The sequence below is a fragment of the Georgenia subflava genome, from assembly GCF_009193155.1.
Taxonomy (GTDB): domain Bacteria; phylum Actinomycetota; class Actinomycetes; order Actinomycetales; family Actinomycetaceae; genus Georgenia; species Georgenia subflava.
The window spans coordinates 632,700-653,330 of the sequence record NZ_VUKD01000001.1 but is presented as its reverse complement, the minus strand read 5'-3'; the positions used below and the strand labels follow the sequence as shown (position 1 = coordinate 653,330).

The 20,631-nt window shown below is 73.5% G+C and carries 22 protein-coding genes and 1 tRNA gene; 11 read left to right on the top strand and 12 right to left on the bottom strand.

The window, feature by feature from the left end; all coding sequences use genetic code 11:
- Positions 1-31: 31 nt before the first annotated feature.
- Positions 32-670 carry a uracil phosphoribosyltransferase gene (gene upp, locus GD748_RS02990; protein WP_152193694.1) on the bottom strand — a complete coding sequence of 213 codons (639 nt, stop codon included), beginning with the start codon at positions 668-670 and terminating at the stop codon, positions 32-34.
- 298 nt (positions 671-968) lie between these two features.
- On the opposite strand from upp, the gene GD748_RS02985 reads away from it, so the two are divergent.
- From GD748_RS02985 to GD748_RS02975, 3 genes are all read left to right on the top strand, one after another.
- Complete coding sequence (locus GD748_RS02985; RefSeq protein ID WP_405002658.1) at positions 969-1,457, top strand: nucleoside deaminase; 489 nt, start codon at positions 969-971, stop codon at positions 1,455-1,457.
- A gap of 26 nt (positions 1,458-1,483) precedes the next feature.
- On the top strand, positions 1,484-1,750 hold the full coding sequence (locus GD748_RS02980; protein ID WP_152815407.1) for an acylphosphatase: 267 nt from the start codon (positions 1,484-1,486) through the stop codon (positions 1,748-1,750).
- A gap of 125 nt (positions 1,751-1,875) precedes the next feature.
- On the top strand, positions 1,876-3,030 hold the full coding sequence (locus GD748_RS02975) for a cytochrome P450 (protein ID WP_152193692.1): 1,155 nt from the start codon (positions 1,876-1,878) through the stop codon (positions 3,028-3,030).
- A gap of 166 nt (positions 3,031-3,196) precedes the next feature.
- Here GD748_RS02975 and GD748_RS02970 read toward each other — a convergent pair whose 3' ends face one another.
- Positions 3,197-4,195, bottom strand: coding sequence for a Sir2 family NAD-dependent protein deacetylase (locus GD748_RS02970; protein WP_152193691.1), 999 nt, complete (start codon positions 4,193-4,195; stop codon positions 3,197-3,199).
- Positions 4,196-4,269: 74 nt separating this feature from the next.
- Between GD748_RS02970 and GD748_RS02965 the strand changes: the two genes are divergently transcribed.
- A complete protein-coding gene (locus GD748_RS02965) occupies positions 4,270-4,722 on the top strand; it encodes a hypothetical protein (protein ID WP_152193690.1) in 453 nt (150 codons plus the stop codon).
- A gap of 28 nt (positions 4,723-4,750) precedes the next feature.
- Positions 4,751-5,905 (top strand): NAD(P)/FAD-dependent oxidoreductase, encoded by a 1,155-nt coding sequence (locus GD748_RS02960; protein WP_152193689.1) that lies wholly within the window; start codon positions 4,751-4,753, stop codon positions 5,903-5,905.
- 27 nt (positions 5,906-5,932) lie between these two features.
- On the opposite strand, the gene GD748_RS02955 is transcribed toward GD748_RS02960, so the two are convergent.
- Both GD748_RS02955 and GD748_RS02950 read right to left on the bottom strand, forming a co-directional pair.
- Positions 5,933-6,955, bottom strand: a complete 1,023-nt coding sequence (locus tag GD748_RS02955; protein ID WP_152193688.1) for an adenosine deaminase — start codon at positions 6,953-6,955, stop codon at positions 5,933-5,935.
- Positions 6,956-6,980: 25 nt separating this feature from the next.
- The gene (locus GD748_RS02950; RefSeq protein WP_152193687.1) at positions 6,981-7,559 is read right to left on the bottom strand and encodes a protoglobin domain-containing protein; all 579 of its coding nucleotides are present in this window, start codon (positions 7,557-7,559) and stop codon (positions 6,981-6,983) included.
- 133 nt (positions 7,560-7,692) lie between these two features.
- Here GD748_RS02950 and GD748_RS02945 point away from each other — a divergent pair.
- Positions 7,693-7,778: transfer RNA gene (locus GD748_RS02945), tRNA-Ser, on the top strand.
- A gap of 152 nt (positions 7,779-7,930) precedes the next feature.
- Here the strand turns inward: GD748_RS02945 and GD748_RS02940 are convergent.
- Positions 7,931-8,638, bottom strand: coding sequence for a hypothetical protein (locus tag GD748_RS02940; RefSeq protein WP_152193686.1), 708 nt, complete (start codon positions 8,636-8,638; stop codon positions 7,931-7,933).
- Between the two features lie 106 nt (positions 8,639-8,744).
- Entirely contained in the window at positions 8,745-9,572 is an 828-nt protein-coding gene (locus GD748_RS02935) for an HAD family hydrolase (RefSeq protein WP_152193685.1), read from the bottom strand.
- A gap of 223 nt (positions 9,573-9,795) precedes the next feature.
- Between GD748_RS02935 and GD748_RS02930 the strand changes: the two genes are divergently transcribed.
- From GD748_RS02930 to GD748_RS02920, 3 genes are read left to right on the top strand one after another with little or no spacing between them, the layout of a single operon-like run.
- On the top strand, positions 9,796-10,767 hold the full coding sequence (locus GD748_RS02930) for a zinc-dependent alcohol dehydrogenase (protein WP_152193684.1): 972 nt from the start codon (positions 9,796-9,798) through the stop codon (positions 10,765-10,767).
- Positions 10,767-11,144, top strand: coding sequence for a 6-pyruvoyl trahydropterin synthase family protein (locus tag GD748_RS02925; RefSeq protein ID WP_152193683.1), 378 nt, complete (start codon positions 10,767-10,769; stop codon positions 11,142-11,144). Before GD748_RS02930 ends, GD748_RS02925 begins: the two co-directional genes overlap by 1 nt.
- Positions 11,145-11,166: 22 nt before the next feature.
- Positions 11,167-12,378: a glycosyltransferase family 4 protein gene (locus GD748_RS02920; protein WP_152193682.1), complete on the top strand. Its 1,212-nt coding sequence runs from the start codon at positions 11,167-11,169 to the stop codon at positions 12,376-12,378.
- Positions 12,379-12,458: 80 nt separating this feature from the next.
- Here GD748_RS02920 and ribA read toward each other — a convergent pair whose 3' ends face one another.
- The 4 genes from ribA to GD748_RS02900 form a co-directional block, all read right to left on the bottom strand.
- Positions 12,459-13,856, bottom strand: a complete 1,398-nt coding sequence (ribA, locus tag GD748_RS02915; protein WP_226920687.1) for a GTP cyclohydrolase II — start codon at positions 13,854-13,856, stop codon at positions 12,459-12,461.
- Positions 13,857-14,003: 147 nt separating this feature from the next.
- The gene (locus GD748_RS02910; protein ID WP_152193681.1) at positions 14,004-14,996 is read right to left on the bottom strand and encodes a bile acid:sodium symporter family protein; all 993 of its coding nucleotides are present in this window, start codon (positions 14,994-14,996) and stop codon (positions 14,004-14,006) included.
- Positions 14,997-15,146: 150 nt separating this feature from the next.
- Positions 15,147-15,644, bottom strand: coding sequence for a GNAT family N-acetyltransferase (locus GD748_RS02905; RefSeq protein WP_152193680.1), 498 nt, complete (start codon positions 15,642-15,644; stop codon positions 15,147-15,149).
- 9 nt (positions 15,645-15,653) lie between these two features.
- Positions 15,654-16,148, bottom strand: coding sequence for a MarR family winged helix-turn-helix transcriptional regulator (locus GD748_RS02900; RefSeq protein WP_226920686.1), 495 nt, complete (start codon positions 16,146-16,148; stop codon positions 15,654-15,656).
- A gap of 113 nt (positions 16,149-16,261) precedes the next feature.
- On the opposite strand from GD748_RS02900, the gene GD748_RS02895 reads away from it, so the two are divergent.
- A complete protein-coding gene (locus tag GD748_RS02895) occupies positions 16,262-17,161 on the top strand; it encodes an EamA family transporter (RefSeq protein ID WP_152193678.1) in 900 nt (299 codons plus the stop codon).
- 89 nt (positions 17,162-17,250) lie between these two features.
- Here GD748_RS02895 and GD748_RS02890 read toward each other — a convergent pair whose 3' ends face one another.
- Positions 17,251-18,120 carry a Sir2 family NAD-dependent protein deacetylase gene (locus GD748_RS02890; protein ID WP_152193677.1) on the bottom strand — a complete coding sequence of 290 codons (870 nt, stop codon included), beginning with the start codon at positions 18,118-18,120 and terminating at the stop codon, positions 17,251-17,253.
- Positions 18,117-18,848, bottom strand: a complete 732-nt coding sequence (locus GD748_RS02885) for a glutamine amidotransferase (protein WP_152193676.1) — start codon at positions 18,846-18,848, stop codon at positions 18,117-18,119. Before GD748_RS02885 ends, GD748_RS02890 begins: the two co-directional genes overlap by 4 nt.
- A 154-nt stretch (positions 18,849-19,002) precedes the next feature.
- Between GD748_RS02885 and GD748_RS02880 the strand changes: the two genes are divergently transcribed.
- The gene (locus GD748_RS02880) at positions 19,003-20,451 is read left to right on the top strand and encodes a NupC/NupG family nucleoside CNT transporter (protein ID WP_227659347.1); all 1,449 of its coding nucleotides are present in this window, start codon (positions 19,003-19,005) and stop codon (positions 20,449-20,451) included.
- Positions 20,452-20,631: the final 180 nt, after the last annotated feature.

Below are 20,631 nucleotides of genomic sequence, written 5' to 3'. Positions count from 1 at the left end.
GGGGAGGCGCCGGGGTCGTGCCCGGCGCTGGTCAGTCGACGACGCCGTAGAGGCGGTCCCCGGCGTCGCCCAGCCCGGGGACGATGTAGGAGTGCTCGTTGAGCCGCTCGTCCACGGCCGCGGTCACGATCGTCACGTCGCCGCGGTCCCCGATGGCCTCGTCGAGGGTGCGCAGCCCCTCGGGGGCGGCGAGCAGGCAGATGGCGGTGACGTCGCGCGCGCCCTTCTCCAGCAGGAAGTTGATCGCCGCGATGAGGGTGTGGCCCGTGGCCAGCATCGGGTCGAGCACGTAGCACTGCCGGCCGGAGAGGTCGTCGGGCAGCCGGTTGGCGTAAGTGATCGCCTCGAGGGTCTGCTCGTCGCGCTGCATCCCGAGGAAGCCGACCTCGGCGGTGGGCAGCAGCCGGGTCATCCCCTCGAGCATGCCCAGGCCGGCCCGCAGGATCGGCACCACGAGCGGCCGCGGGGACGCCAGGTGCGTGCCGACGGTCTCCGCGACCGGGGTGGTGACCTCCACCTGCTCGACCCGGACGTCGCGGGTCGCCTCGTAGGCCAGCAGGGTGACGAGCTCGTCGACCAGGAGCCGGAAGGTGGGGGACTCCGTGCGCTCGTCGCGCAGGACGGTGAGCTTGTGGGCGATCAGCGGGTGGTCCGCGACGTGCAGGCGCATGCGCCCAAACTACCGTCCCTGGTCCGCGCGTCAGCGAGGCTGCCCTGCGGCACCCGTTCGCTGCCGCCGTGGGGACCCGTACGCGACCGGGCGCACGCCGCGCCCGGCGTACTCCCGACCAGTGCGGCGGGGCGGGCAACCCGTGCCCGGCGGACTCCTGACCAGTGCGGCCGGGCGGGCAACCCGCGCCGGGTGGGCTCCCGGCCGGTGCGGCCGGGCGGGCAACCCGTGCCCGGCGGACTCCCGACCTGTGCGGCCGGGTGGCGGCCAGGTCGCACGCCTGCGACATCATGGGGGCATGACCGCCGCCAGCGGGGCGCCCGCACCGCCCTCCGACGCCGCGCTCGCCGGCGCCATGGGCGTGGCGCTGGACCTCGCCCGCGAGGCGGTCGGCGACGGCGACGTGCCGATCGGCGCCGTCGTCCTGGGCCCGGCCGGCGAGGTGCTCGGGCGGGGTCGCAACCGCCGCGAGGCCGACGGCGACCCCACCGCGCACGCCGAGATCCTCGCCCTGCGGGAGGCGTCGGCGGCGCTGGGCAGCTGGCGGCTGTCCGGCTGCACGCTCGTGGTGACCCTGGAGCCGTGCACCATGTGCGCTGGGGCGGCCGTCCTCGCCCGGGTCGACCGGGTGGTGCTCGGCGCGTGGGACCCCAAGGCCGGCGCGACCGGGTCGGTGCGCGACGTGGTCCGCGACGCCCGGCTCAACCACCGGGTCGAGGTGCTCGCCGGGGTGCGCGAGGCCGAGTGCGCGGCGCTGCTGCGCGACTTCTTCACCGACCTGCGCTGACCGGGGCCCGGCGGCACACTGTGACCATGATCCGCCGTCGCGTGGTGGTCCACGGCCGGGTGCAGGGCGTGGGCTTCCGTTATGCCTGCGAGGTGCAGGCCGGCCGCCTCGGCGTGGGCGGACGCGTCCGCAACCTCGACGACGGCACGGTCGAGGCGGTCGTCGAGGGCGACGACGTCGCCGTCGACGCGCTGATCGCCTGGCTGCACCAGGGCCCGCGGCACGCGGAGGTCACCCGCGTGGAGGTGCACGACGAGGAGCCCGAGGGGCTGTCCGGGTTCGTCGCGGAATGAGGGGGTCCGGGCGGTTTGCGGCGCGGCGGACATCACCTCGGACGCGGCCGGTGGCCCCCGACGGCGGGGCTATGGTCGAGGAGTCAGCGAACGAACGGGGGCGGTGACGCCCGTCAGGGGGAGCCATGACCGTGGACGAACGCATCGACTGGGACCCGCGCTCCGGCGAGGTGCAGGGCGACCAGATCGCCGCGTACGACGAGATGCGCGGGAAGTGCCCGGTCGCGCACAGCGCCTACGGCAACTGGACGGTGTTCGGGCACGCGGACACCTTGGCGATCCTGCAGGACCACGAGACGTACTCCAACGAGGTCTCCGCGCACCTGTCCGTGCCCAACGGCATGGACCCGCCCACCCATACCGTGTTCCGCCAGATCGTCGACCGCTACTACACACCGGAGAAGATGGCCGCGTTCGAGCCGGCCTGCCGGGCGATCGCCGCGGCACTGGTGGCGCAGCTGCCCCGCACCGGCGAGGCCGAGTTCATGGCCGAGCTCGCCGAGCCCTTCGCGAACCACGTCCAGTGCGCCTTCATGGGGTGGCCGGAGAGCCTGCGCGAGCCGCTGCGCGAGTGGACGAAGAAGAACCACCGCGCGACGCTCGCGCTGGACCGGGCCGCCATGTCCGCCGTCGCCCTGGAGTTCGACGGCTACATCCGCGACCAGCTCGACGTCCGTCGGGCCGCCGGCGCGGACGCCCCGCAGGACGCGACCACCGAGCTGCTGACCGAGACGGTCGACGGCCGCCCGCTCACCGACGAGGAGATCGTCTCCATCGTCCGCAACTGGACGGTGGGCGAGCTCGGCACCATCGCCGCCAGCGTCGGGATCATCGCCGAGTACCTGGCCACCCACCCCGAGGTCCAGCAGCAGCTGCGGGAGAACCCGGCCGTGCTCGAGCACGCCACCGACGAGATCCTGCGCATCCACGCGCCGCTGATCGCGAACCGCCGTCGCACGACGAAGCCGGTGACCATCGGCGACCGGGAGATCCCGGCGGGGGAGAAGGTCATGGTGCTGTGGGCCTCGGCCAACCGCGACGAGTCCGTCTTCGGCGACCCGGACGAGTTCCGCCTCGACCGCGACCCGGCCGACAACCTCCTGTACGGCACCGGCATCCACTACTGCCCGGGCGCACCGTTGGCCCGCCTTGAGCTGCGGGTGATCCTCGAGGAGCTGTTCGCGGCGACGACGGCGATCGAGCCCGCCGAGGGTGCGGTCCCGGCGCGCGCGGCCTACCCCGGCAGCGGCTACACCGTGCTGCCGCTCCGTATCCGCTGACGGACGGCGCCTCCGGTCAGGGGCCGGAGACGGCTGGCGCCTCCAGTCAGGGACCGGAGGCGCCCGCTCCATGACCTCCGCGGCCCGGCACGTGTAGTGGTGAGGATTCGGTGCAGATGCGGCACCGAATCCTCACCGACGTCGGCCGCGGAACCGAGGGCGGCGGCTATGGGGCGGTCAGAGCGGCGGCGAGCAGCGGCAGGGCGGTGGTGGTGCCGGCGTGGAGGCGCACCGTCGCGAGGTCGTCGCCGCGGGTCGCGCCCCTGTTGATGATCGCCACCGGCTTGCCCGCCTTGGCCGCCCGGCGCACGAACCGCAGACCGCTCATCACCGCGAGCGACGAGCCCGCCACCAGCAGGGCGTCGGCGTCGTCGACCAGGGCGTACGCCGCCTCCACGCGGTGGCGCGGGGTGTTGTCGCCGAAGAAGACGACGTCCGGCTTGAGGATGCCGCCGCAGCGCGAGCAGTCCGCCACCTCGAAGTCGGCGGTCGACTCCAGCACGACGTCGGCGTCCGGGGCGACCTCGAGGTCGGCCACGCCCTCGAACCGCCCGAAGTGCGGGTTGAGCGCCACCAGGACGGCGTCGTGCTCCTCGCGGGAGACGGTCTTCCCGCAGCTCAGGCACACCACCGTGTCGTAGCGACCGTGGAGGTGGACGACCGTACGCGACCCTGCCCGCAGATGGAGCAGGTCGATGTTCTGCGTGATCAGGCCCGTGAGCAGGTCGGCGTCCTCCATGGCGGCCAGCGCGACGTGGCCGGCGTTCGGGCGCGCGGCGTGCAGGTGGCGCCAGCCCAGGTGGTTGCGTGCCCAGTAGTGGCGACGGAACGCTGCCGAGGAGACGAACTGCTGGTGGGTCATCGGGTGCCGCGGCGGCGCGCCGGGGGAGCGGTAGTCGGGGATGCCGGAGTCCGTGGACAGTCCCGCCCCGGTCAGGACCGCCAGCCGGCGCCCGGCCAGCGAGGCGACGACCGGTGCCAGTGCGGCGTCGACGTCCTCGGGGTCGGGCGGGTGGTCCGTCGTCGGCGGCGGGACGGGTGCGGGCTTGATGACGAACCGCGGCGGCGCGTCCGCGTGCGTACGCGGGAACAGCTCGGCGACGGTGTGGTGGCCGTGCCCATGCCCGTGCCCCGGCCGGTCCGGCGGATCGTCGGCGCTGCTCATGCGGCCAGGCTACGACGGCGCAGCCTCCGGCGTGCCGTGAGGCGGCCGGCGCCAGGTGGTCCTACCGTCTGGTCATGGACGCGGAGCGGATCGCTGCACCGGAGGACCTCTACGTTCGCGGGCGCGACGTCGTCACGTCCTACCTGGCCGGCGCGGACGTGACCTGGGACGCCGACGACGAGGACGTCGTCGAGGCCCTGAGCCGCTCCGGCCGGCACCGGCGCATCCGCGTCTCGGTGACCGACGGGCCCGGCTGGACCGTGTCGTGGTACTTCGCCCGGCCCGGTCCGACCGTGTTCCCCGACGGGTGGTGGGCGTTCGTCCGGGTCGACGCGGCGGCGCAGCGGGAGTCCGAGGTCTACCTCGCCCCGGAGAACGAGGTGCGCGAGCTCCTGCACCGGATCGTCAGCGACGAGACCTTCGACGAGCGCAACCCCGACCTCGTCGAGGCCGAGCAGGTACGGCTCGACGACGACGACCTGCGGCCGCTGCTGCGGACCTGGGCGGAGCTGACGCTCACCGACTGACCGGCCGCCCGGCCTTAGCATCGCCGGTATGCGTTGCATCGTGATCGGAGCCGGTGCCTGGGGACTTCCGGCGGCGGCCGAGCTCGCCCGCCGCGGGCACGACGTCGTCCTCGTGGACCGCTACGGGCTCGCGAGCCCGCTGTCCTCCTCGTCCGGACAGACCCGGCTGTGGCGGCTGACCCACCCCGACGCCGTGCGGGTCCGCCTGGCGCGCCGCGGCGTCGAGGCGATGGAGCGGCTGGCCGCACGCAGCGGCACGGAGGTCTTCCTGCGCCGGGGCCTGCTCTGGCGCGACGACGTCTCGCTGCCGGCGGTGACGGCGGCGTTCGACGCCGAGGGGGTGCCGTACGAGGTCGTCGAGCCCGACGACGTCGGCCGGTACTTCCCGGGGCTGCGGCCCGACGGGCGCGCCGCGGTCTGGCAGCCCGACGCCGGCCCGGTGCTGGCGGAGGAAGCCCTGCGTGCCCAGGCCGGCCTGCTCACCGGCGCCGGCGCCGAGGTCCTCGTGGGGCCCGTCGCGAGCGAGGTGCGCACGACCGCCGCCGGGCCGCAGGTGGTGTGCGCGGACGGACGGGTGCTGCGCGGGGACGCCGTCGTCCTCGCCCCGGGACCGGGCGCCGGGCCGCTGCTGCGCTCCGTCGGCGTCGAGCTACCGCTGCGGCCTCGGCTGGAGCAGGTGGATCACGTGGGCGACCCCACCGACCCGGGCTCGACCGATCACCTCGCGTGCCTCTTCGACGGGCCGCGGCCCGGGCGGGACGGGCAGGACGAGCCCGCCATGTACGCCATGCCGACGCCCGGGCAGGGCTACAAGATCGGCATGGACCACGCCGTGCGCGACCTGGAGCCCGGCGACGAGGACCGCACGCCCGACCCCGCTCTCACCGACCGCGTCCTCGCCCGGGTCCGCCGCGACCTGACGGCCCTGGAACCCAGCCCGCTCGGCGCGCAGGTCTGCTCCTGGACGCTGTCACCGGACGGGCGGTTCGTCATCGACCGGCTGCCCGGCGGGGTGGTCCTGGCGTGCGGGGACTCCGGCGAGGGGTTCAAGTTCTCTGCGCTGATGGGCGACGTGCTGGCCGACCTCGCCGAGGGCCGCGCGGTGGACGACGACGTGGCGACGTTCTCGCTCGCCCGGTTCGCCGGCGGCGTCGAGCCGGCGGAGCACGTCCTGGGTCGCTGACCGGCGGCCGCGCCCGCGGCGGGATCCTCAGGCCCGGGCGACGTACTCGTCGATCTCGGCGAGGTACCGAGCCTTGTCGGCGTCGTCGAGCCACGACGCCTCGAAGGAGTTGCGGGCGAGCTGCACGACGTCGTCGCGCGAGAGGCCGGCCTTCGCCGCGAGCGCCTCGTAGTTGCCCGCGACGTAGGCGCCGAAGTACGCCGGGTCGTCGGAGTTGACCGTCACCTTCACTCCCTGGCGCAGCAGGTCGACGATCTCGGTGGCCTTCATGTCGTCGGTGACGAAGCTGTTCGAGACCGGGCAGCAGGTCAGGCCCAGACCTCGCTCGCGGACGGCGTCGACCAGGCGGGGGTCCTCGACGACGTTGGTGCCGTGGTCGATGCGGTCGACGCCGATGTCCTCGAGGACCTGACGGATGTTCTCGATGCTGCCGACCTGGTCGATGTCGCAGTGCATCGTGAGCCGGTAGCCGAGCTCGCGGGCCCGGGCGAACGACTCGGCGAACTTCGACGGCGGGTTGTCGCGCTCGTCGGAGTCGAGCCCGACACCGACGATGAGGTCGCGGAAGGGGACCGAGGCCTCCAGGGTCTCGGCGGCGCTCTCGGCGGAGTGGTCCCGCAGGAAGCACAGGATCAGTGCGGAGGAGATCCCGAGCGAGTCCCTGGCGTCGACGGTGGCGCGGTGGTAGCCGGTGACGACTGCCTCGAATGGCACGCCGCGGCTCGTGTGGGCCTGCGGGTCGAAGAACATCTCGGCATGGCGGACTCCCTCCGCGGCGGCGCGCTGGAGGTAGGCGTGGGCGAGGTCGTAGAAGTCCCGCTCGGTCTGCAGGACGTTCATCGCCGGGTAGTACACGGCGAGGAAGCTAGCGAGGGAGTCGAACTCGTAGGTCGCCCGGACCTCCTCGACGCTCTTCTGGTCGAGCTCGATCCCGTTGCGCGCGGCCAGCTGGAGCTTGAGCTCGGGCTCGAGCGTGCCCTCGAGGTGCAGGTGCAGCTCGGCCTTGGGCAGGCCGGCGATGAACTCGGGCGTGGGAGGCGTCGTCGTCATCCGGCCATCCTGCCAGGGCGCGCGCTCACCACAGCTGCGCCGCGTACGGCCGCGACCACAGGGCGACCTGCAGGATCACCGACTTCCGCCAGGCCTCGTGCATCGCCTCGACCGTCTCGGCCGGCAGCCCCGACTTCTCCAGGAACGGCCGGATCGTGGCGGTGATCGGGTAGATCAGCGTGATGACGTGCCGCAGCGGCACGTAGGAGGTGGACTCCACGGCGTCGGTCCGGTTCTTCCGCGCCGGCGTGTGCCGCAGGGCGATCTCCTCTTGGTAGGCCAGCCACCTCGCGTCGTACGGGCGCTCGCAGGTGTCGCGGATCCACTGGCCGAAGCGGGTGCGCACCCGCGCGAGGTAGTCGTCGTGGGGCTCGCCGTCGGCACCCGTGAACGGGTGGAGCAGATGGCGGTGGCTGCCGACGAAGTCGTACCAGACGTCCAGGACGTCCTCGACCTGGTCGGAGAGCACGTCTCCCGCCTGCTTCAGGGCGACCTCGTCGTCCGGCCCGAAGAGGACGTTCTCCCGGAGCTGCTGCAGCTCCTCTGCGGACACCGGCGACGGCGCGGCGGCGTCGTAGTCGTAACCCGGGATGGTGGTGGCCATAGCTCCTCCTCGAGCAGGGACTGTGCTCGCGACGCTACCCCCGAGGTAGCGGGGACGGAAGGGCGGGCGTGAGGAGTCGCACTGCCGGCCGGTTTGGGACGCCGGACGCCCGGCAGGTAGCATCACCCGGCGAGGTAGCGTGTCCGAGCGGCCTAAGGAGCACGCCTCGAAAGCGTGTGAGGTTAACAGCCTCCGTGGGTTCAAATCCCACCGCTACCGCCGGCCGAGAGGCCCGGGAACCGTTGGAGACCAGCGGTTGCCGGGCCTCTCGTCATGTCGCCCGCCGGTCGCGCCTGGTCGCGCTCCCCGGGCAAGCCTTCCGCGGCCCTTCCGCGGCGCTCGTCACGCGAGGCACCCATCGACGGCGCTCGTCACGCGAGCCGCGCCCCGACGGCCGCACCGGAGGCATGGCGTGAGCGCCGCCGCCACAGCAGCACGCCTGTCCACAGCATCCATATCCACATGAGGAACGCGCCGAACGAGAGAGTGTCCTGCAGCTCGCGCATCGAGGGCGCCGACGCCAGGGCCGCGGCCACCGCCGAGAGCCCGGCCAGGAGGCCGAGCACGTGCAGGGCCACCGGGAAGTCGCGCGTTCGCCACATCGCCCACACCGTGATGACGAGGGCCATTCCGGTCGGCCCGTAGAGCAGCGTGTTCACGACGCTCGACCCGGCGTCCAGGGCGACGACGGCAACGGCCGCGCCGCCGTCGGCGGCCACCGCGGCGGCAGCGGCGAGGCCGTAGGCGGTGACCTCCAGGACGACGCCGAGCAGCATCGCCGCGACAGCGAGGTCCATCAACGGGTGGGCGTGTCCGCTCGCCCGCAGCACCGAGCGGATGCCGATCACCACCAGCACACGCCCTATCAGGACGAGACTGAACCACCCGGCCATGAACCCGAGTGCGCCCGCCTCCCCGGCGTAGAGCGCCAGGGTCTCCTCCGGGGCTGAGTCCGGCGGGGCCGGCAGGACGCCCGAGTCGGCGGTGAGGATCGCCACCCACTCGAGGAGATAGAGCACTGCTCCGGCCAGCACCAGCCGGGACCCGACGGGAGCTGCGGAGCGTACGACGTCGACCATGGCGATCCTCTCGTCCTGCGCGTCGGAGCCCCCCGCGCCGCGTCGCCCGCGCCGTTGCGGGTGCGCAGATCTTGGCGGACGACCGGCACAACGGCAAGGTCTCGGGTCAGGCGGGGCGGGCGGTCCGCGCCGCGAGCAGCGCCTCGACCAGCTCGGCCACCGCCTCCTCGCCGTGGTGCCCGATGTGCAGGCGGGCCAGGTCGCGCACGGCGGAGCGGGCGTTGCCCATGGCGACCGGGAAGCCGACCTGCGAGAGCCACACCAGGTCGTTCTCGCCGTCGCCGACCCCGGCCACCTCGGCGGGGTCCAGCCCGACGTCCGCGAGCACCACCTGCAGCGCCACCCACTTGTCGGCGTCGCTCGGGCTGAGGTCGAAGACCGTGTCCATCGACCGGGTCATCCGCGGGAACGCCGCCCGGATCTCGCCGTCGAGGGCATCCAGGGTCGCGGGTTCCCCGATGATCGCCGCCTTCATCGTCGAGGTGTACGGCAGCGCGTCGCGGGGGACCGCGAGCGTCGTCGAGTCGGGGTTGACCTCGCGGAGGAGGTCGTAGACGAGGCTGCCCTCGGGCACCACCATCGCGTCCGCGGTGAACAGGCTCGGTTCGATCGGGCGGCCGTCGCAGAAGCCGACGACGGCGCGCGCCTCCACCTCCGGCAGGGTGGCCGTGTGCAGCGGCACGGTCTTGCGGGTGTCGACGGCGACCGCGCCGTTGGACGCGACCGCGTGGCCGTCGATCCCGGCGCCGGCGAAGATCGCCAGGGCCTCGCTGAGGATCCGCCCGGTGATGACGATCGGCTCGACGCCGGCGGCCCGCAGGTCGGCCAGGGCCCGGAGCGTGCGCACCGTGACGCGGTGGTCCGTCCCAGCGAGCGTGCCGTCCACGTCGAACGCGACGGCACGGACGTCGAGGAGCTCCTCGGGCACGTTCATACGGGGCTGCTTCCTTCACCAGACGGGATACCACCACCGTATCCGTGCGGCAGCGCCGCGCGTCGCCCGGGCGGGACACTGCCCCGGTGATCCCGGCCACCGAGGCAGTCGCACGCTCCGGGTGCGCCGTCGGCCGGGCACGACACGGCCGCGGTGATCCCGGCCACCGGGCCGGCCGCACGCTCCGGGTGCGCCGTCGGCCGGGCACGACACAATCGAGCCCATGTGGACCGCGTACTGGACGACTGCGCCGCGTCGCGGGGAGCTGCGCACGGAGCCGGCGCGCGAGCCCGCCGCCGACGAGGCCCTCGTGCGCACGCTGCGCTCCGGCGTGAGCCGCGGGACCGAGATGCTGGTGCACGCCGGTCGCGTGCCGGCCGAGGTGGCCGAGACCATGCGCGCACCGTTCCAGGACGGCGACCTGCCCGGGCCGGTGAAGTACGGCTACCTCTCGGTCGGCGTCGTCGAGGAGGGGCCGGCCGAGCTGGTCGGGCGGCGGGTGTTCTGCCTCCACCCGCACCAGGACCGCTACGTGGTGCCGGCGACCGCGCTGACGCCCGTGCCCGACGACGTCCCGACCGACCGGGCAGTGCTCGCCGGGGCCGTGGAGACCGCCGTCAACGCGCTGTGGGACGCGGCCCCGCGGCTCGGCGACCGGGTCGCCGTCGTCGGGGCCGGGATGATCGGCGCGTCGGTGACGGCGCTGCTGCGCTCCTTCCCGCTCGACCGGCTCCAGCTCGTGGACGTCGACCCCGCGCGTGCCGAGCTGGCCCGGGCGCTCGGCGTCGAGTGGGTCCGCCCCGAGGACGCCGCCGGCGACTGCGACCTGGTGATCCACTGCTCCGCCTCCGAGGCCGGCCTGGCCCGCGGTCTCGAGCTGCTCGGCGACGAGGGCGAGCTCGTCGAGATGAGCTGGTACGGCACCGCCGCGCCGCGCGTGCCGCTCGGCGGGACGTTCCACGCTCGCCGCCTGAGCCTGCGCGCCAGCCAGGTGGGCGCCGTCGCCGCGTCCAGGCGGGCACGCCGCACGACGGCGGACCGCCTCGCCCTGGCGATGCGGCAGCTCGCCGACCCGGTCTTCGACACCTTCCTCACCGGCCGCTCCGACTTCGCCGATCTCCCGGCCACCATGGAGCGGCTCTACGCCGGTGACGGAGCGATGTGCCACGTAATCGTCTACCCCGAAGGAGCCTGATGTTCGCCCTCACCGTGCGCGACCACATGATGATCGCCCATTCCCTGCCCCACCCGGCGTTCGGTCCCGCGCAGGGCCTGCACGGCGCGACCTTCGTGGTGGAGCTGACGATCCGGCGCGCGGAGCTCGGTCCCGAGGCGATCGTGATGGACATCGGCGAGGCGACCGGCCTGCTCAAGGACGCCATCGCGGACCTGGACTACTCCAACCTCGACGAGCACCCCGATCTCGCGGGCACCCTCACCACCACCGAGGCGCTCGCCCGGCTCGTGGCCGAGCGCGTCGCCGCCCGGCTGGTGGTCGGGACGTACGCGGGCCTGGAGGTCACCCTGCGCGAGCATCCCGACGCGTGGGCGACGTACAGCCGCGAGCTGTGAGCCCCGCGGCAGGGTGGCCGTGATGCTCGAGCGGCTGGACTTCGTGACCTGGGACCGCACGGGTCCGAGCGGGGGCAACACCTACGACCGCGAGCTCGTCGCGGCGCTGCGCCGGGCGGGTACCGACGTCACCGTCCGGGCGCTGCCGGGCTCCTGGCCCACGCCCGGGGAGCAGGACCTCCGCGAGCTCGGGCACGTGCTCGCCGCGCAGCCGCTGAGCCTCGTGGACGGCGTCGTGGCGAGCGGGGCGCCGGGGCCCGTGGGCGCCGCGGTCGCGGCGGGCCACCGGGTCTGCGTGCTCGTCCACATGGCGGTGGCCGACGAGACGGGGCTGGGAACCGTCGAGCGCGCCCGTCGCGAGGAGGCCGAGGGGCGTGCCCTACGGGCGGCGACCGCGGTGGTTGCCACCAGCCGGGGCGCGGCCGCGGACCTGAGCGTCCGTCACGGGCTGACGCACGTGCACGTCGCCCGGCCGGGTGCATCGCCGGCACCGCTGTCCGGCGGCTCGACGCCGCCGCGCATCCTCGCCGTCGCGAACCTCACCGCGACCAAGGACCCGCTGACGCTCGTCCGCGCGCTGGCCCGCGTGGCGGACCTGGACTGGTCGGCGAGCCTGGTGGGCTCGCCGGAGGTGGCTCCCGACTACGCCGCGCGCGTTCGTGCGGTGGTCGCCACGCTCGGTCTCGGCGACCGGGTGCTGCTGCCCGGGACGCTCGAGGGCGCCGCGCTGGCGACCCAGTGGGCCGACGCCGACCTGCTCGTGCTCCCCTCCCGTACGGAGACCTTCGGTCTGGTGGTGCTGGAGGCGCTGGCGCACGGAGTGCCCGCCGTCGTGCCTGCCGGTACCGGAGCGGTGGAGGCCCTCGGCATGGGCTCGTCGGCCGAGCTCGGCAGGGACGACAGCGTTGCGTCAGCGCCGGCAGCCTCCCCGCCTGGTCGAAAGATGCCGTTCGAGAGCTCTCCCCGCGGCTGGCTGCCGGGGGAGAACTCTCCCCGCGGTTGGCTGCCGGCGGAGAGCTCTTCCCACGGCTGGTTGCCGTTCGAGGGCTCGCTGCCGGGCTGCGCGGTGGCACCGGGCGATCCGGAGACGCTCGCGGAGGTGCTGCGTACCTGGCTGACCGATCCCGAGCTGCGGCACGCCTGGCGCCGCACCGCCGTCGACCGCCGTCGCCGGCTCCCCGGCTGGGACGCCACGGCGGCGGCGGTGCTCGGGGCGATCTCCGGACAACGGTGAGGGTTCGATGCATCTATCGCACCGATTCCTCACCGATCCGGGATCCGTCGGCTGCACACGCTCGGCTGACGGTGCCGGTCTCAGGACTGGTCGGTCGACACCGTAGGGGTGCGCATGGCCGCCAGGTCGAACTCCGTGCAGACGTCCTCGCCCAGGACGAACCGGCGCACCGGGGCGCTGAGCGCGTCCGCCAGCCGGTCGGAGCCGTCGAACCGGATCCCGGGGACGCCGTCGCCGATGAGCAGCGGCGCCGTCGTGAGGAACAGGCGGTCCAGCAGCCCCGCGGTGAGGAAGGCCGAGACGAGCCGGCCGCCGCCCTCGACGAGCACGCGGCCCAGCCCCCGGGACCGCAGCAGCTCCAGCACCGCGGCCGGGTCGAACCCCGCCTCCGTGACGGGCAGCCGAACCACCTCGACGTGCCCCGGCATCTCGGCCGGCACGCCGGCGCCCGGGGCCACGCACCACAGGGTGGGGGCGTCGTCGGCGGTCAGGACGCGCGCGCCGGCAGGGACGCGGGCGCGGGGGTCGAGCACGACGCGCGCCGGTGACGGGCCGGCCACCGCCCGGGTGGTGAGGCGGGGGTCGTCGGCGACCACCGTGGCGGCACCGACCACCACCGCGTCGACCAGCGCCCGCAGCCGGTGCAGGTGCTCACGGTCCTGCTCGCCGGTGACGAACTCGGCGTCGCCGGTCCGGGCGGCGATGAACCCGTCCAGGCTCTGCCCGAGCTGCGCGACGGTCAGCTCGGTCCCGGCGGCGACGAGCGGGGCGTACCGGTCCAGCACCACGGAGTCCGGGCCGGCCACGGCGTGCACCGGCACCCTGCCGGCGACCAGCTCGGACCACACGTCCGGCGCGGGCCCGAGGCTGTCGTGCCGCATGCGCCGGCGCTTGGTGCTCAGGTAGAAGGAGTTCTCGGGCCGGTCGGCCACCGGCAGCGTCTGCCGGGCGACGACGTCGATGCCCAGCGCGTCCAGTCGTTCGGCCTTCTCCGGGTTGGACGAGAGCAGCCGGATCCGGGTGGCGCCGAGATCGTGCAGGATGTCCGCGACCTCGTCGTACTCGCGGGCGTCCGCGGGGTAGCCGAGCTCGAGGTTGGCGTCCACCGTGTCCAGGCCGGCGTCCTGGAGGGCGTACGCGCGGAGCTTGGCGAGCAGGCCGATCCCGCGGCCCTCGTGCCCGCGCACGTAGACCACCATGCCGCGGCCCTCGGCGGCGACCGTGGCCAGGGCGGCGTCGAGCTGCTCGCCGCAGTCGCAGCGGCGCGAGCCGAAGGCGTCCCCGGTCAGGCACTCCGAGTGCACCCGCACCAGCGGGGCGACGCCGTCCAGGCCGTCGTCGGCGACGTCTCCCATCACCAGGGCGACGTGGCCGAGGCCGCCCGCGCCGTCGTACCCGTGCATGGCGAAGGTGCCGTGCGCGGTCGGCAGCGTGGTCGAGACCGTCCGGCGCACGCCGAGTCCAGGAGCGTCAGTCACCCCGAAACTGTGGCACACAGCGGCGCGGGCGGCTCGGCGATGGGCCGTCCCCGCCTCACGACGACGAGACGAGGGACGGCGGTGGCCCGGCACCGAGGTGTCGGTGCCGGGCCGTCCGAGGGTGGGCACGGCGCTGTGCCCGTCCGCTCAGGACGCGATGCCGGCCGGCTCGCGCGTCGGCTCGGCGGCCAGCGGACGACGGCGCAGGATCGCGGCGAGGATGGCACCCGAGATGTTGTGCCACACCGAGAACACGGCGCCCGGCAGAGCAGCCAGCGGGCTGAAGTGCACCGCCGCCAGGCCGGCGGCGAGACCGGAGTTCTGCATGCCGACCTCGACGGCCACGGTGCGGCGGACGCGCTCCGGCTGCCTGGTGACCGCTGCGAAGCCGTAGCCGATCGCGTAGCCGAGGCAGTTGTGCAGCACGACCGCCGCCAGCACGAGCAGCCCGGCCTCGACGATCTTTTCCGCGCTGCCCGCGACGACGGCCACGACCACCAGGGTGATCGCGACGACCGAGAGCCACGGCAGCCCGGGCAGGGCCTTGTTGACGAACCTCGGCAGCGCCAGCCGGACGATCAGGCCGAGCGCGACGGGGAGCAGGACGATCTGCACGATCGACTTGGCCATGCCGACGCCGTCGACCGGCATGTACTGACCGGCCAGCCACAGCGTGAGGACCGGCGTGAACAGCGGTGCGAGCAGGGTGGAGACCGAGGTCATGGTCACCGACAGGGCGGTGTCGCCCTTGGCGAGGTACGTCACCACGTTCGACGACGTCCCGCCGGGCGCGCAGCCCACCAGGATGACGCCGGCCGCCAGCTCCGGCGGCAGCTGCAGCACCCAGGAGACGCCCAGGCCGAGCAGCGGCATGATCGAGTACTGGGCGATCACGCCGAGGAGCACGGGCAGCGGCCGGGTGACCACGAGCTTGAAGTCGGGCAGGGTGAGGGTCAGGCCCATCCCGAACATGATGATCCCGAGCAGCGTGTTGATCGCGCTGCCCAGCGGGCTGAACGTGTCCGGGAAGAAGAACGCGATCGCCGCTCCGGCGAGGATCAGCACCGGGAAGAGGGTGACCGCGACGCGTGCGCTGCGGTCCTCCGCGGAGAGGGTCGAGGTGGCCTGAGGAGTGCTCATGGGGCGGCACTGTAGCTCACCTTGTCCATTTGATGGACGGCCTCATCCATGATGCGAGACAAAGCCGGAGCCGCCGCGCGGGCCGGGCGTCCGCAGCCCGGCCGTGACGGCAAGGTCGCGCACGCCACGCCGGGCCGCCCGCGCAGGCACTCAGCGCACCATTCGTACCTCGACCAGATCGTTCAGGTCGCTGTCGACCTGCTCGGTGCCGTCCGGGTGGAAGCCGTTGCGCCGGTAGAAGGCTCGCGCGCGCGGGTTATCCCGGGCTACCCACAGCTGGGCGGCCTCGTCGCCGAGCACCGCGTCGAGGAGGGCCTGCCCGGCGCCGGTGCCGTGGTGGTCGGCGAGCACGTAGATGCTGAACAGGTGCAGCTCTCGCGCGGGCTCGGCATCGGGGCTCGGGCCCGCGAACGCGAAGCCGATGACCGTCCCGTCCCGCTCGGCGACCATCAGCCGGGTCGTGTCGTCGGCTCGCCCGACGAGCCGGCGCCACATGCCCTTGCGTCGCTCGAGCGCGGCGTCGTCGTAGAAGCTCTCCGGGAGCAGCTGCGCATACGTCTCGCGCCAGCCCTGGTTCTGCACGGCGGCGATCGCGTCGGCGTCGCCTGCCCCGGGGCGACGGACCGAGGTCGGTTCCGGGCTGCTCATGACCTCACCCTACGAACGGGTCTCGGACGAGTCGCCGGACCCCTCGAGGAAGCGCTCGAGCAGGCCGGCGAGCTGGCGCTGCTCGCTCGGGCGGAGTGGGGCGAGCAACGCGCGTTCGTTCTCCAGGTGTCCGACGACGACCTCGTCGACCAGTGCGAGCCCCTCGGGGGTCAGCGTGACCAGGACGCTGCGCCGATTCTCGGTGTCGGTCCGGCGGGCGAGGAGCCCCTTGTCCTCGAGCCGGGCCAGGCGGTTCGTCATGGCGGCGTTCGTCACCATCGTCGACCTCGCCAGCGAGCCGGGCGTCAGGGTGAACGGTTTGCCCGCGCGCCGCAGCGTGGCAAGGACGTCGAACTCGCCCGACTGCAGGTCGTGCGCGGCGAAGTACGCCCGGGTCGACCGGGCGATGAGCTCCTGCGCTCGCGCGATGCGCCCGACGATCCCCATCGGCGCGGCGTCGAGGTCCGGCCGCTCCCGCCGCCACTGCTCCAGATAGTCGCTCACTCGGTCGGCCACGAGGTTGCGTCCCTTCGATCTCAAACTGTTTGACGAAGAACCTAGCAACACCCTACTCTGTTCGAGATAGAACCCTTCGACATCAAACAATCGAGATGTAGATGCCATCCTCGACCGCACGAGCGCTCACGATCTCGACGGTGCTCGCGCCGGTCGTCTGGGGCACGACGTATGCGACCACCACGCTGTTCCTGCCGGACGGGCACCCGCTGTGGTCCGGCGTGCTCCGTGCTCTACCGGCCGGCCTGATCGCGCTGGCGCTGAGCCGCTCGCTCCCGCGCGGCGCGTGGTGGTGGCGGAGCCTCGTGCTCGGAACCCTGAACATCGGCGCCTTCTTCCCGCTGCTGTTCGTGGCCGCCTACCTGCTGCCCGGTGGGATCGCGGCGGTCCTCGGGGCGACGAGCCCGCTGATCATCGCGGCGCTCGCGCTACCGCTGCTGGGGGAACGACCGACCTGGTGGCGACTCGGCTGGGGCGTTCTCGCCGTCGTCGGCGTGGCACTCGCCGTGCTGGGCCCCGCCGTGGCGCTCAACCCCGTCGGGGTGCTGGCCGGCGTCGTGGGGACGACGTCCATGGCGCTCGGTACCGTGCTGAGCAAGCGCTGGGGCCGCCCCGCCGGGCCGGTCGCCTACGCCGGCTGGCAGCTCACCGCGGGCGGACTCGTGATCCTGCCCGTCGCGCTCTGGCTCGAGGGCCCTCCGCCCGAGCTCGACGCCGCCGCCGTCGGTGGCTATCTGTGGCTCGGCCTGGTCGGTGCCCTGGTCGCCTACGTCCTGTGGTTCCGTGGCGTCGGCCGGCTGCCCGTCGGAGCGGTCGCGTTCCTGCCGCTGGTGTCCCCGCTGGTCGCCACCGTCCTCGGCTGGGCGGTCCTCGACGAGTCCCTCACGGCCGTCCAGGCGAGCGGCCTCGCACTGGCGCTGGTCGCCGTGACGTGCGCCCAGCAGGTACCCGTTCGCCTCACCCGTGTCCCTGCCGGCGCCACTCTGGAGAAGATCGCCTGAACCTCTCGTCCTCGCGCCTCGACGAGCTCGAGAGGCCGACGGTGTGCGGCGGGAGCCGTCGGTGGTCCGGCGGCGACCCGCGTGGGCAGTCAGGCGCCCTGCGCGAGCCGCTCGGCCACGCCGCCGAGCACCTCGCCGGTGCCGCCGGTCACCCGGACGGTCGCGTGCCGGTCCGCCGCGGTGGGGCCGTGGTTGACGACGACGACGTCACGGCCGAGGTCGAGCGCCTCCTGGACCATCCACATCCCGGTCTGCACCGCGAGCGACGTCCCGGCGACGAGCAAGACGTCACTCTCCTCGACGAGGGCGAAGGAGCGTTCCATCTCGTCGGCCGGCAGGAGCTCGCCGAAGAAGACGACGTCGGGCTTGAGCGTGCCGCCGCACCGGTCGCACGGCGCCGTCTCGAAGGTGCACACGATGGCCCGCGACTCGTCGGCGGCCGGCAGCACCTCGACCTCCGCGAGCGAGGCGACGGCAACCAGCCCCGGGTTGAGGGACCGGAGCCGTGCGTCCAGCTCGGCGCGGGAGCTGCGGTCGCCGCAGTCGAGGCAGACCACCCGGTCGTAGGCGCCGTGCAGCTCGTGCACGCGGCGCGAGCCGGCCCGGGTGTGGAGCCGGTCGACGTTCTGGGTGATCACCCCGCCGACGAGCCCGCCGGCCTCCAGCTCGGCGAGTGCACGGTGCCCCGCCGTCGGCGCCAGCCGCTCGAGCAGGGACCAGCCCGCCTGGTTGCGGGCCCAGCAGTAGCGGCGCCAGTGCTCGGCCCCCACGAACTGCTGGTAGCTGATCGGTTCGCGCTCCGGCACGCCCGAGCCGCGGTAGTCCGGCAGGCCCGCCTCGGTGGAGAGGCCGGCTCCGGTGAGCGCGACGGTGCGTCGCCCGCGCAGGAGGTCGGCGACCTCGGCCACCGCACGGGCGAGCTCGTCGGCACCCAGTGGCGGGCGGGTCGACGTGGTCATCGGGCGTAGCGGCTGACGAAGTTGCGGATCAGCAGCGGCGGGACCACGACTCCGGCGTCGGCGACCTCGGACTCGATCTGCTCCTGCTCCGCCGGGTCGTAGTAGCCGGCGTCGCGGTAGATCCGGATGCGCTCGATGATCCCCGGAACGTCCAGCTCGGGGTGGAACTGCGTGCCGTAGAGGTTCGCGCCGACACGGAACATCTGCACGGGGCAGAGCTCGGAACGCGCGAGCAGGACGGCGTGCTCCGGCAGGTGGCTGACGGCCTCCTTGTGGCCGACGAAGGCACGGAAGAACCGCGGCAGGCCTGCCAGCAGCGGGTCGGCGACCCCCTCCTCGGTGAGCTCGATGGTCGGGGCGCTGATCGGCTCGGCGTGGGTGCCGTCGATCGCGGCACCCTGGTGCCGGGCGAGCGTGCCGATGCCGTAGCAGGCGCCCAGGAACGGGAAGTCGGCGGCGACGACGGCGTCGAGCAGGCCCGCGAGCTCGGCCTCCACCCGGCGCTGGGTGTCCGACTTGTGCTCGGTGGGGATCGACCCGGTGTAGGGGCTTCCGCCGACGATGATGCCGGAATAGTCGTCGAGGTCCACCGGGGGCAGGTTCACGGAGTCGAGCCGGATCCGGACGAGCTCGTGCTCGGCCAGACCGCCGTAGCGCAGGAACGCCTCGTACTCGCTGTCCGCGGCGGCGTCCTCGGGCCGCGTGGCCAGGAGCAGGAAGGGCTTCACGGGGTCGATCCTATTTGGCCGCCGCCGCGTCGCCGTCGTCGTCGCAGGCCGTGCTCCGCGCGCGCGGGTGCGCGCGCTCTGACACGGTGGGACGCGGGTGCACGCCCGCACCGTGCGCCCGGGACCGGAATGTCAGATCGAGGAGGATCTCGTGCTGCACGTGCTCTGGGGACTGGGCGGCATGGTGTTCGTCCTGGCAGTGGCGGTGCTGTTCTCGGTCGACCGGCGCAAGATCAGGCTCCGCACCGTAGGGCTGGCGCTCGCGATCCAGGTCGTCTTCGCGGTGCTCGTGCTCTATATCCCTGCCGGACGCGCCGTGCTCGAGACCGTCAGCAAGGGCGTGCAGGAAGTGATCAACACCTCCCGTGCCGGCATCGACTTCCTCTTCGGCCCGATCCTGCCCGAGGAGGGGTCGGTCTTCGCCTTCCAGGTGCTGCCGGTGATCGTGTTCTTCGCCGCGCTGACCGCGGTGCTCTACCACCTCGGGGTCCTGCAGTGGGTCGTGAAGATCATCGGTGGCGGCCTGGCCAAGCTTCTCGGCACCACCGAGTCCGAGTCGATGAACGCCGCCGCGAACATCTTCGTCGGCCAGACCGAGGCGCCCCTGGTGATTCGGCCCTACATCGCCGGCATGAGCCGCTCGGAGCTGTTCGCGGTGATGGCAGGAGGCCTGACCACCGTCGCCGGCTCCGTGCTGGTCGGGTACGCCCTGCTCGGCGCGGAGCTCGACTACCTCATCGCGGCGAGCTTCATGGCCGCGCCGGCGGCCCTGCTCATGGCGAAGATCCTGGTCCCCGCAGGGAGCTTGGAGGAGAGTCCGGCCGCCGCGACGGAGAACCCGGCCGCCGAGGCGCAGAACCCGGCCGCCGTGGCGCAGAACCCGGCCGCCGCGAGAGAGAACCCGGCCGCGGTGGCGGTGGCACCCGGTGCTGCGAGCGCCGAGCAGCCGGAGCTGACCCGGCCGGGGGTGCGCGCCTGGCTGCTGAACGGTGGCCGGCGTGGGGCCTCGTCTGCGGCCACGGCCGAGCTCGCCCGGCGCGGCGGCCCCGGCTCCGCCGTCGAGACTGACGAGGACGAGGACGACGACGGCCCGACCAACGTCATCGACGCGGCGGCCCAGGGCGCCTCGGACGGGTTGCAGCTGGCGCTGAACGTGGGCGCGATGCTGCTGGCGTTCATCTCGTTGATCGCCCTCGGCAACCTCATCCTGGGAGCCGTCGGCGGGATCTTCGGGCTGGACGTCACGATCGAGCAGATCCTCGGCTACGTCTTCGCCCCCGTGATGTTCATCGTCGGCGTGCCGTGGGCGGAGGCCGTCGACGCGGGGAGCTTCCTGGGCCAGAAGGTGATCCTCAACGAGTTCGTGGCCTTCGCCGACTTCGCACCCCAGGCGGGGGACTTCTCGGACAAGGCGCAGGCCGTGATCACCTTCGCGCTGACCGGGTTCGCCAACCTCGGTTCGCTGGCGATCCTGCTCGGCGGGCTCGGCGGCATCGCCCCGGACCGCCGGTCCGACATCGCCCGGCTCGGGATGCGGGCCGTGCTCGCCGGCACGCTCGGTAACCTCATGAGCGCCGCAATCGCTGGCGTCCTGATCGGTTGACGGTCACGGCCGACGGCTGACGGCTGATGGGCTGACGGCTGACGGCTGACGGCTGATGGGCTGACGGCTGACGGCTGACGGCTGACGGCTGACGGCGGACGGCTGACGGCGGACGGCGGACGGCGTCGGAGCCTGGCCGCCGCACGACCGTGTCGCCGCGGACCCCGTGCCAAGGCGCCC

Excerpts from the sequence above, each read along its gene's own strand:
- upp (WP_152193694.1), bottom strand. The coding sequence starts at position 670 with ATGCGCCTGCACGTCGCGGACCACCCGCTGATCGCCCACAAGCTCACC.
- GD748_RS02985 (WP_405002658.1), top strand. The coding sequence starts at position 969 with ATGACCGCCGCCAGCGGGGCGCCCGCACCGCCCTCCGACGCCGCGCTC.
- GD748_RS02980 (WP_152815407.1), top strand. The coding sequence starts at position 1,484 with ATGATCCGCCGTCGCGTGGTGGTCCACGGCCGGGTGCAGGGCGTGGGC.
- GD748_RS02975 (WP_152193692.1), top strand. The coding sequence starts at position 1,876 with ATGACCGTGGACGAACGCATCGACTGGGACCCGCGCTCCGGCGAGGTG.
- GD748_RS02970 (WP_152193691.1), bottom strand. The coding sequence starts at position 4,195 with ATGAGCAGCGCCGACGATCCGCCGGACCGGCCGGGGCACGGGCATGGG.
- GD748_RS02965 (WP_152193690.1), top strand. The coding sequence starts at position 4,270 with ATGGACGCGGAGCGGATCGCTGCACCGGAGGACCTCTACGTTCGCGGG.
- GD748_RS02960 (WP_152193689.1), top strand. The coding sequence starts at position 4,751 with ATGCGTTGCATCGTGATCGGAGCCGGTGCCTGGGGACTTCCGGCGGCG.
- GD748_RS02955 (WP_152193688.1), bottom strand. The coding sequence starts at position 6,955 with ATGACGACGACGCCTCCCACGCCCGAGTTCATCGCCGGCCTGCCCAAG.
- GD748_RS02950 (WP_152193687.1), bottom strand. The coding sequence starts at position 7,559 with ATGGCCACCACCATCCCGGGTTACGACTACGACGCCGCCGCGCCGTCG.
- GD748_RS02940 (WP_152193686.1), bottom strand. The coding sequence starts at position 8,638 with ATGGTCGACGTCGTACGCTCCGCAGCTCCCGTCGGGTCCCGGCTGGTG.
- GD748_RS02935 (WP_152193685.1), bottom strand. The coding sequence starts at position 9,572 with ATGAACGTGCCCGAGGAGCTCCTCGACGTCCGTGCCGTCGCGTTCGAC.
- GD748_RS02930 (WP_152193684.1), top strand. The coding sequence starts at position 9,796 with ATGTGGACCGCGTACTGGACGACTGCGCCGCGTCGCGGGGAGCTGCGC.
- GD748_RS02925 (WP_152193683.1), top strand. The coding sequence starts at position 10,767 with ATGTTCGCCCTCACCGTGCGCGACCACATGATGATCGCCCATTCCCTG.
- GD748_RS02920 (WP_152193682.1), top strand. The coding sequence starts at position 11,167 with ATGCTCGAGCGGCTGGACTTCGTGACCTGGGACCGCACGGGTCCGAGC.
- GD748_RS02910 (WP_152193681.1), bottom strand. The coding sequence starts at position 14,996 with ATGAGCACTCCTCAGGCCACCTCGACCCTCTCCGCGGAGGACCGCAGC.
- GD748_RS02905 (WP_152193680.1), bottom strand. The coding sequence starts at position 15,644 with ATGAGCAGCCCGGAACCGACCTCGGTCCGTCGCCCCGGGGCAGGCGAC.
- GD748_RS02895 (WP_152193678.1), top strand. The coding sequence starts at position 16,262 with ATGCCATCCTCGACCGCACGAGCGCTCACGATCTCGACGGTGCTCGCG.
- GD748_RS02890 (WP_152193677.1), bottom strand. The coding sequence starts at position 18,120 with ATGACCACGTCGACCCGCCCGCCACTGGGTGCCGACGAGCTCGCCCGT.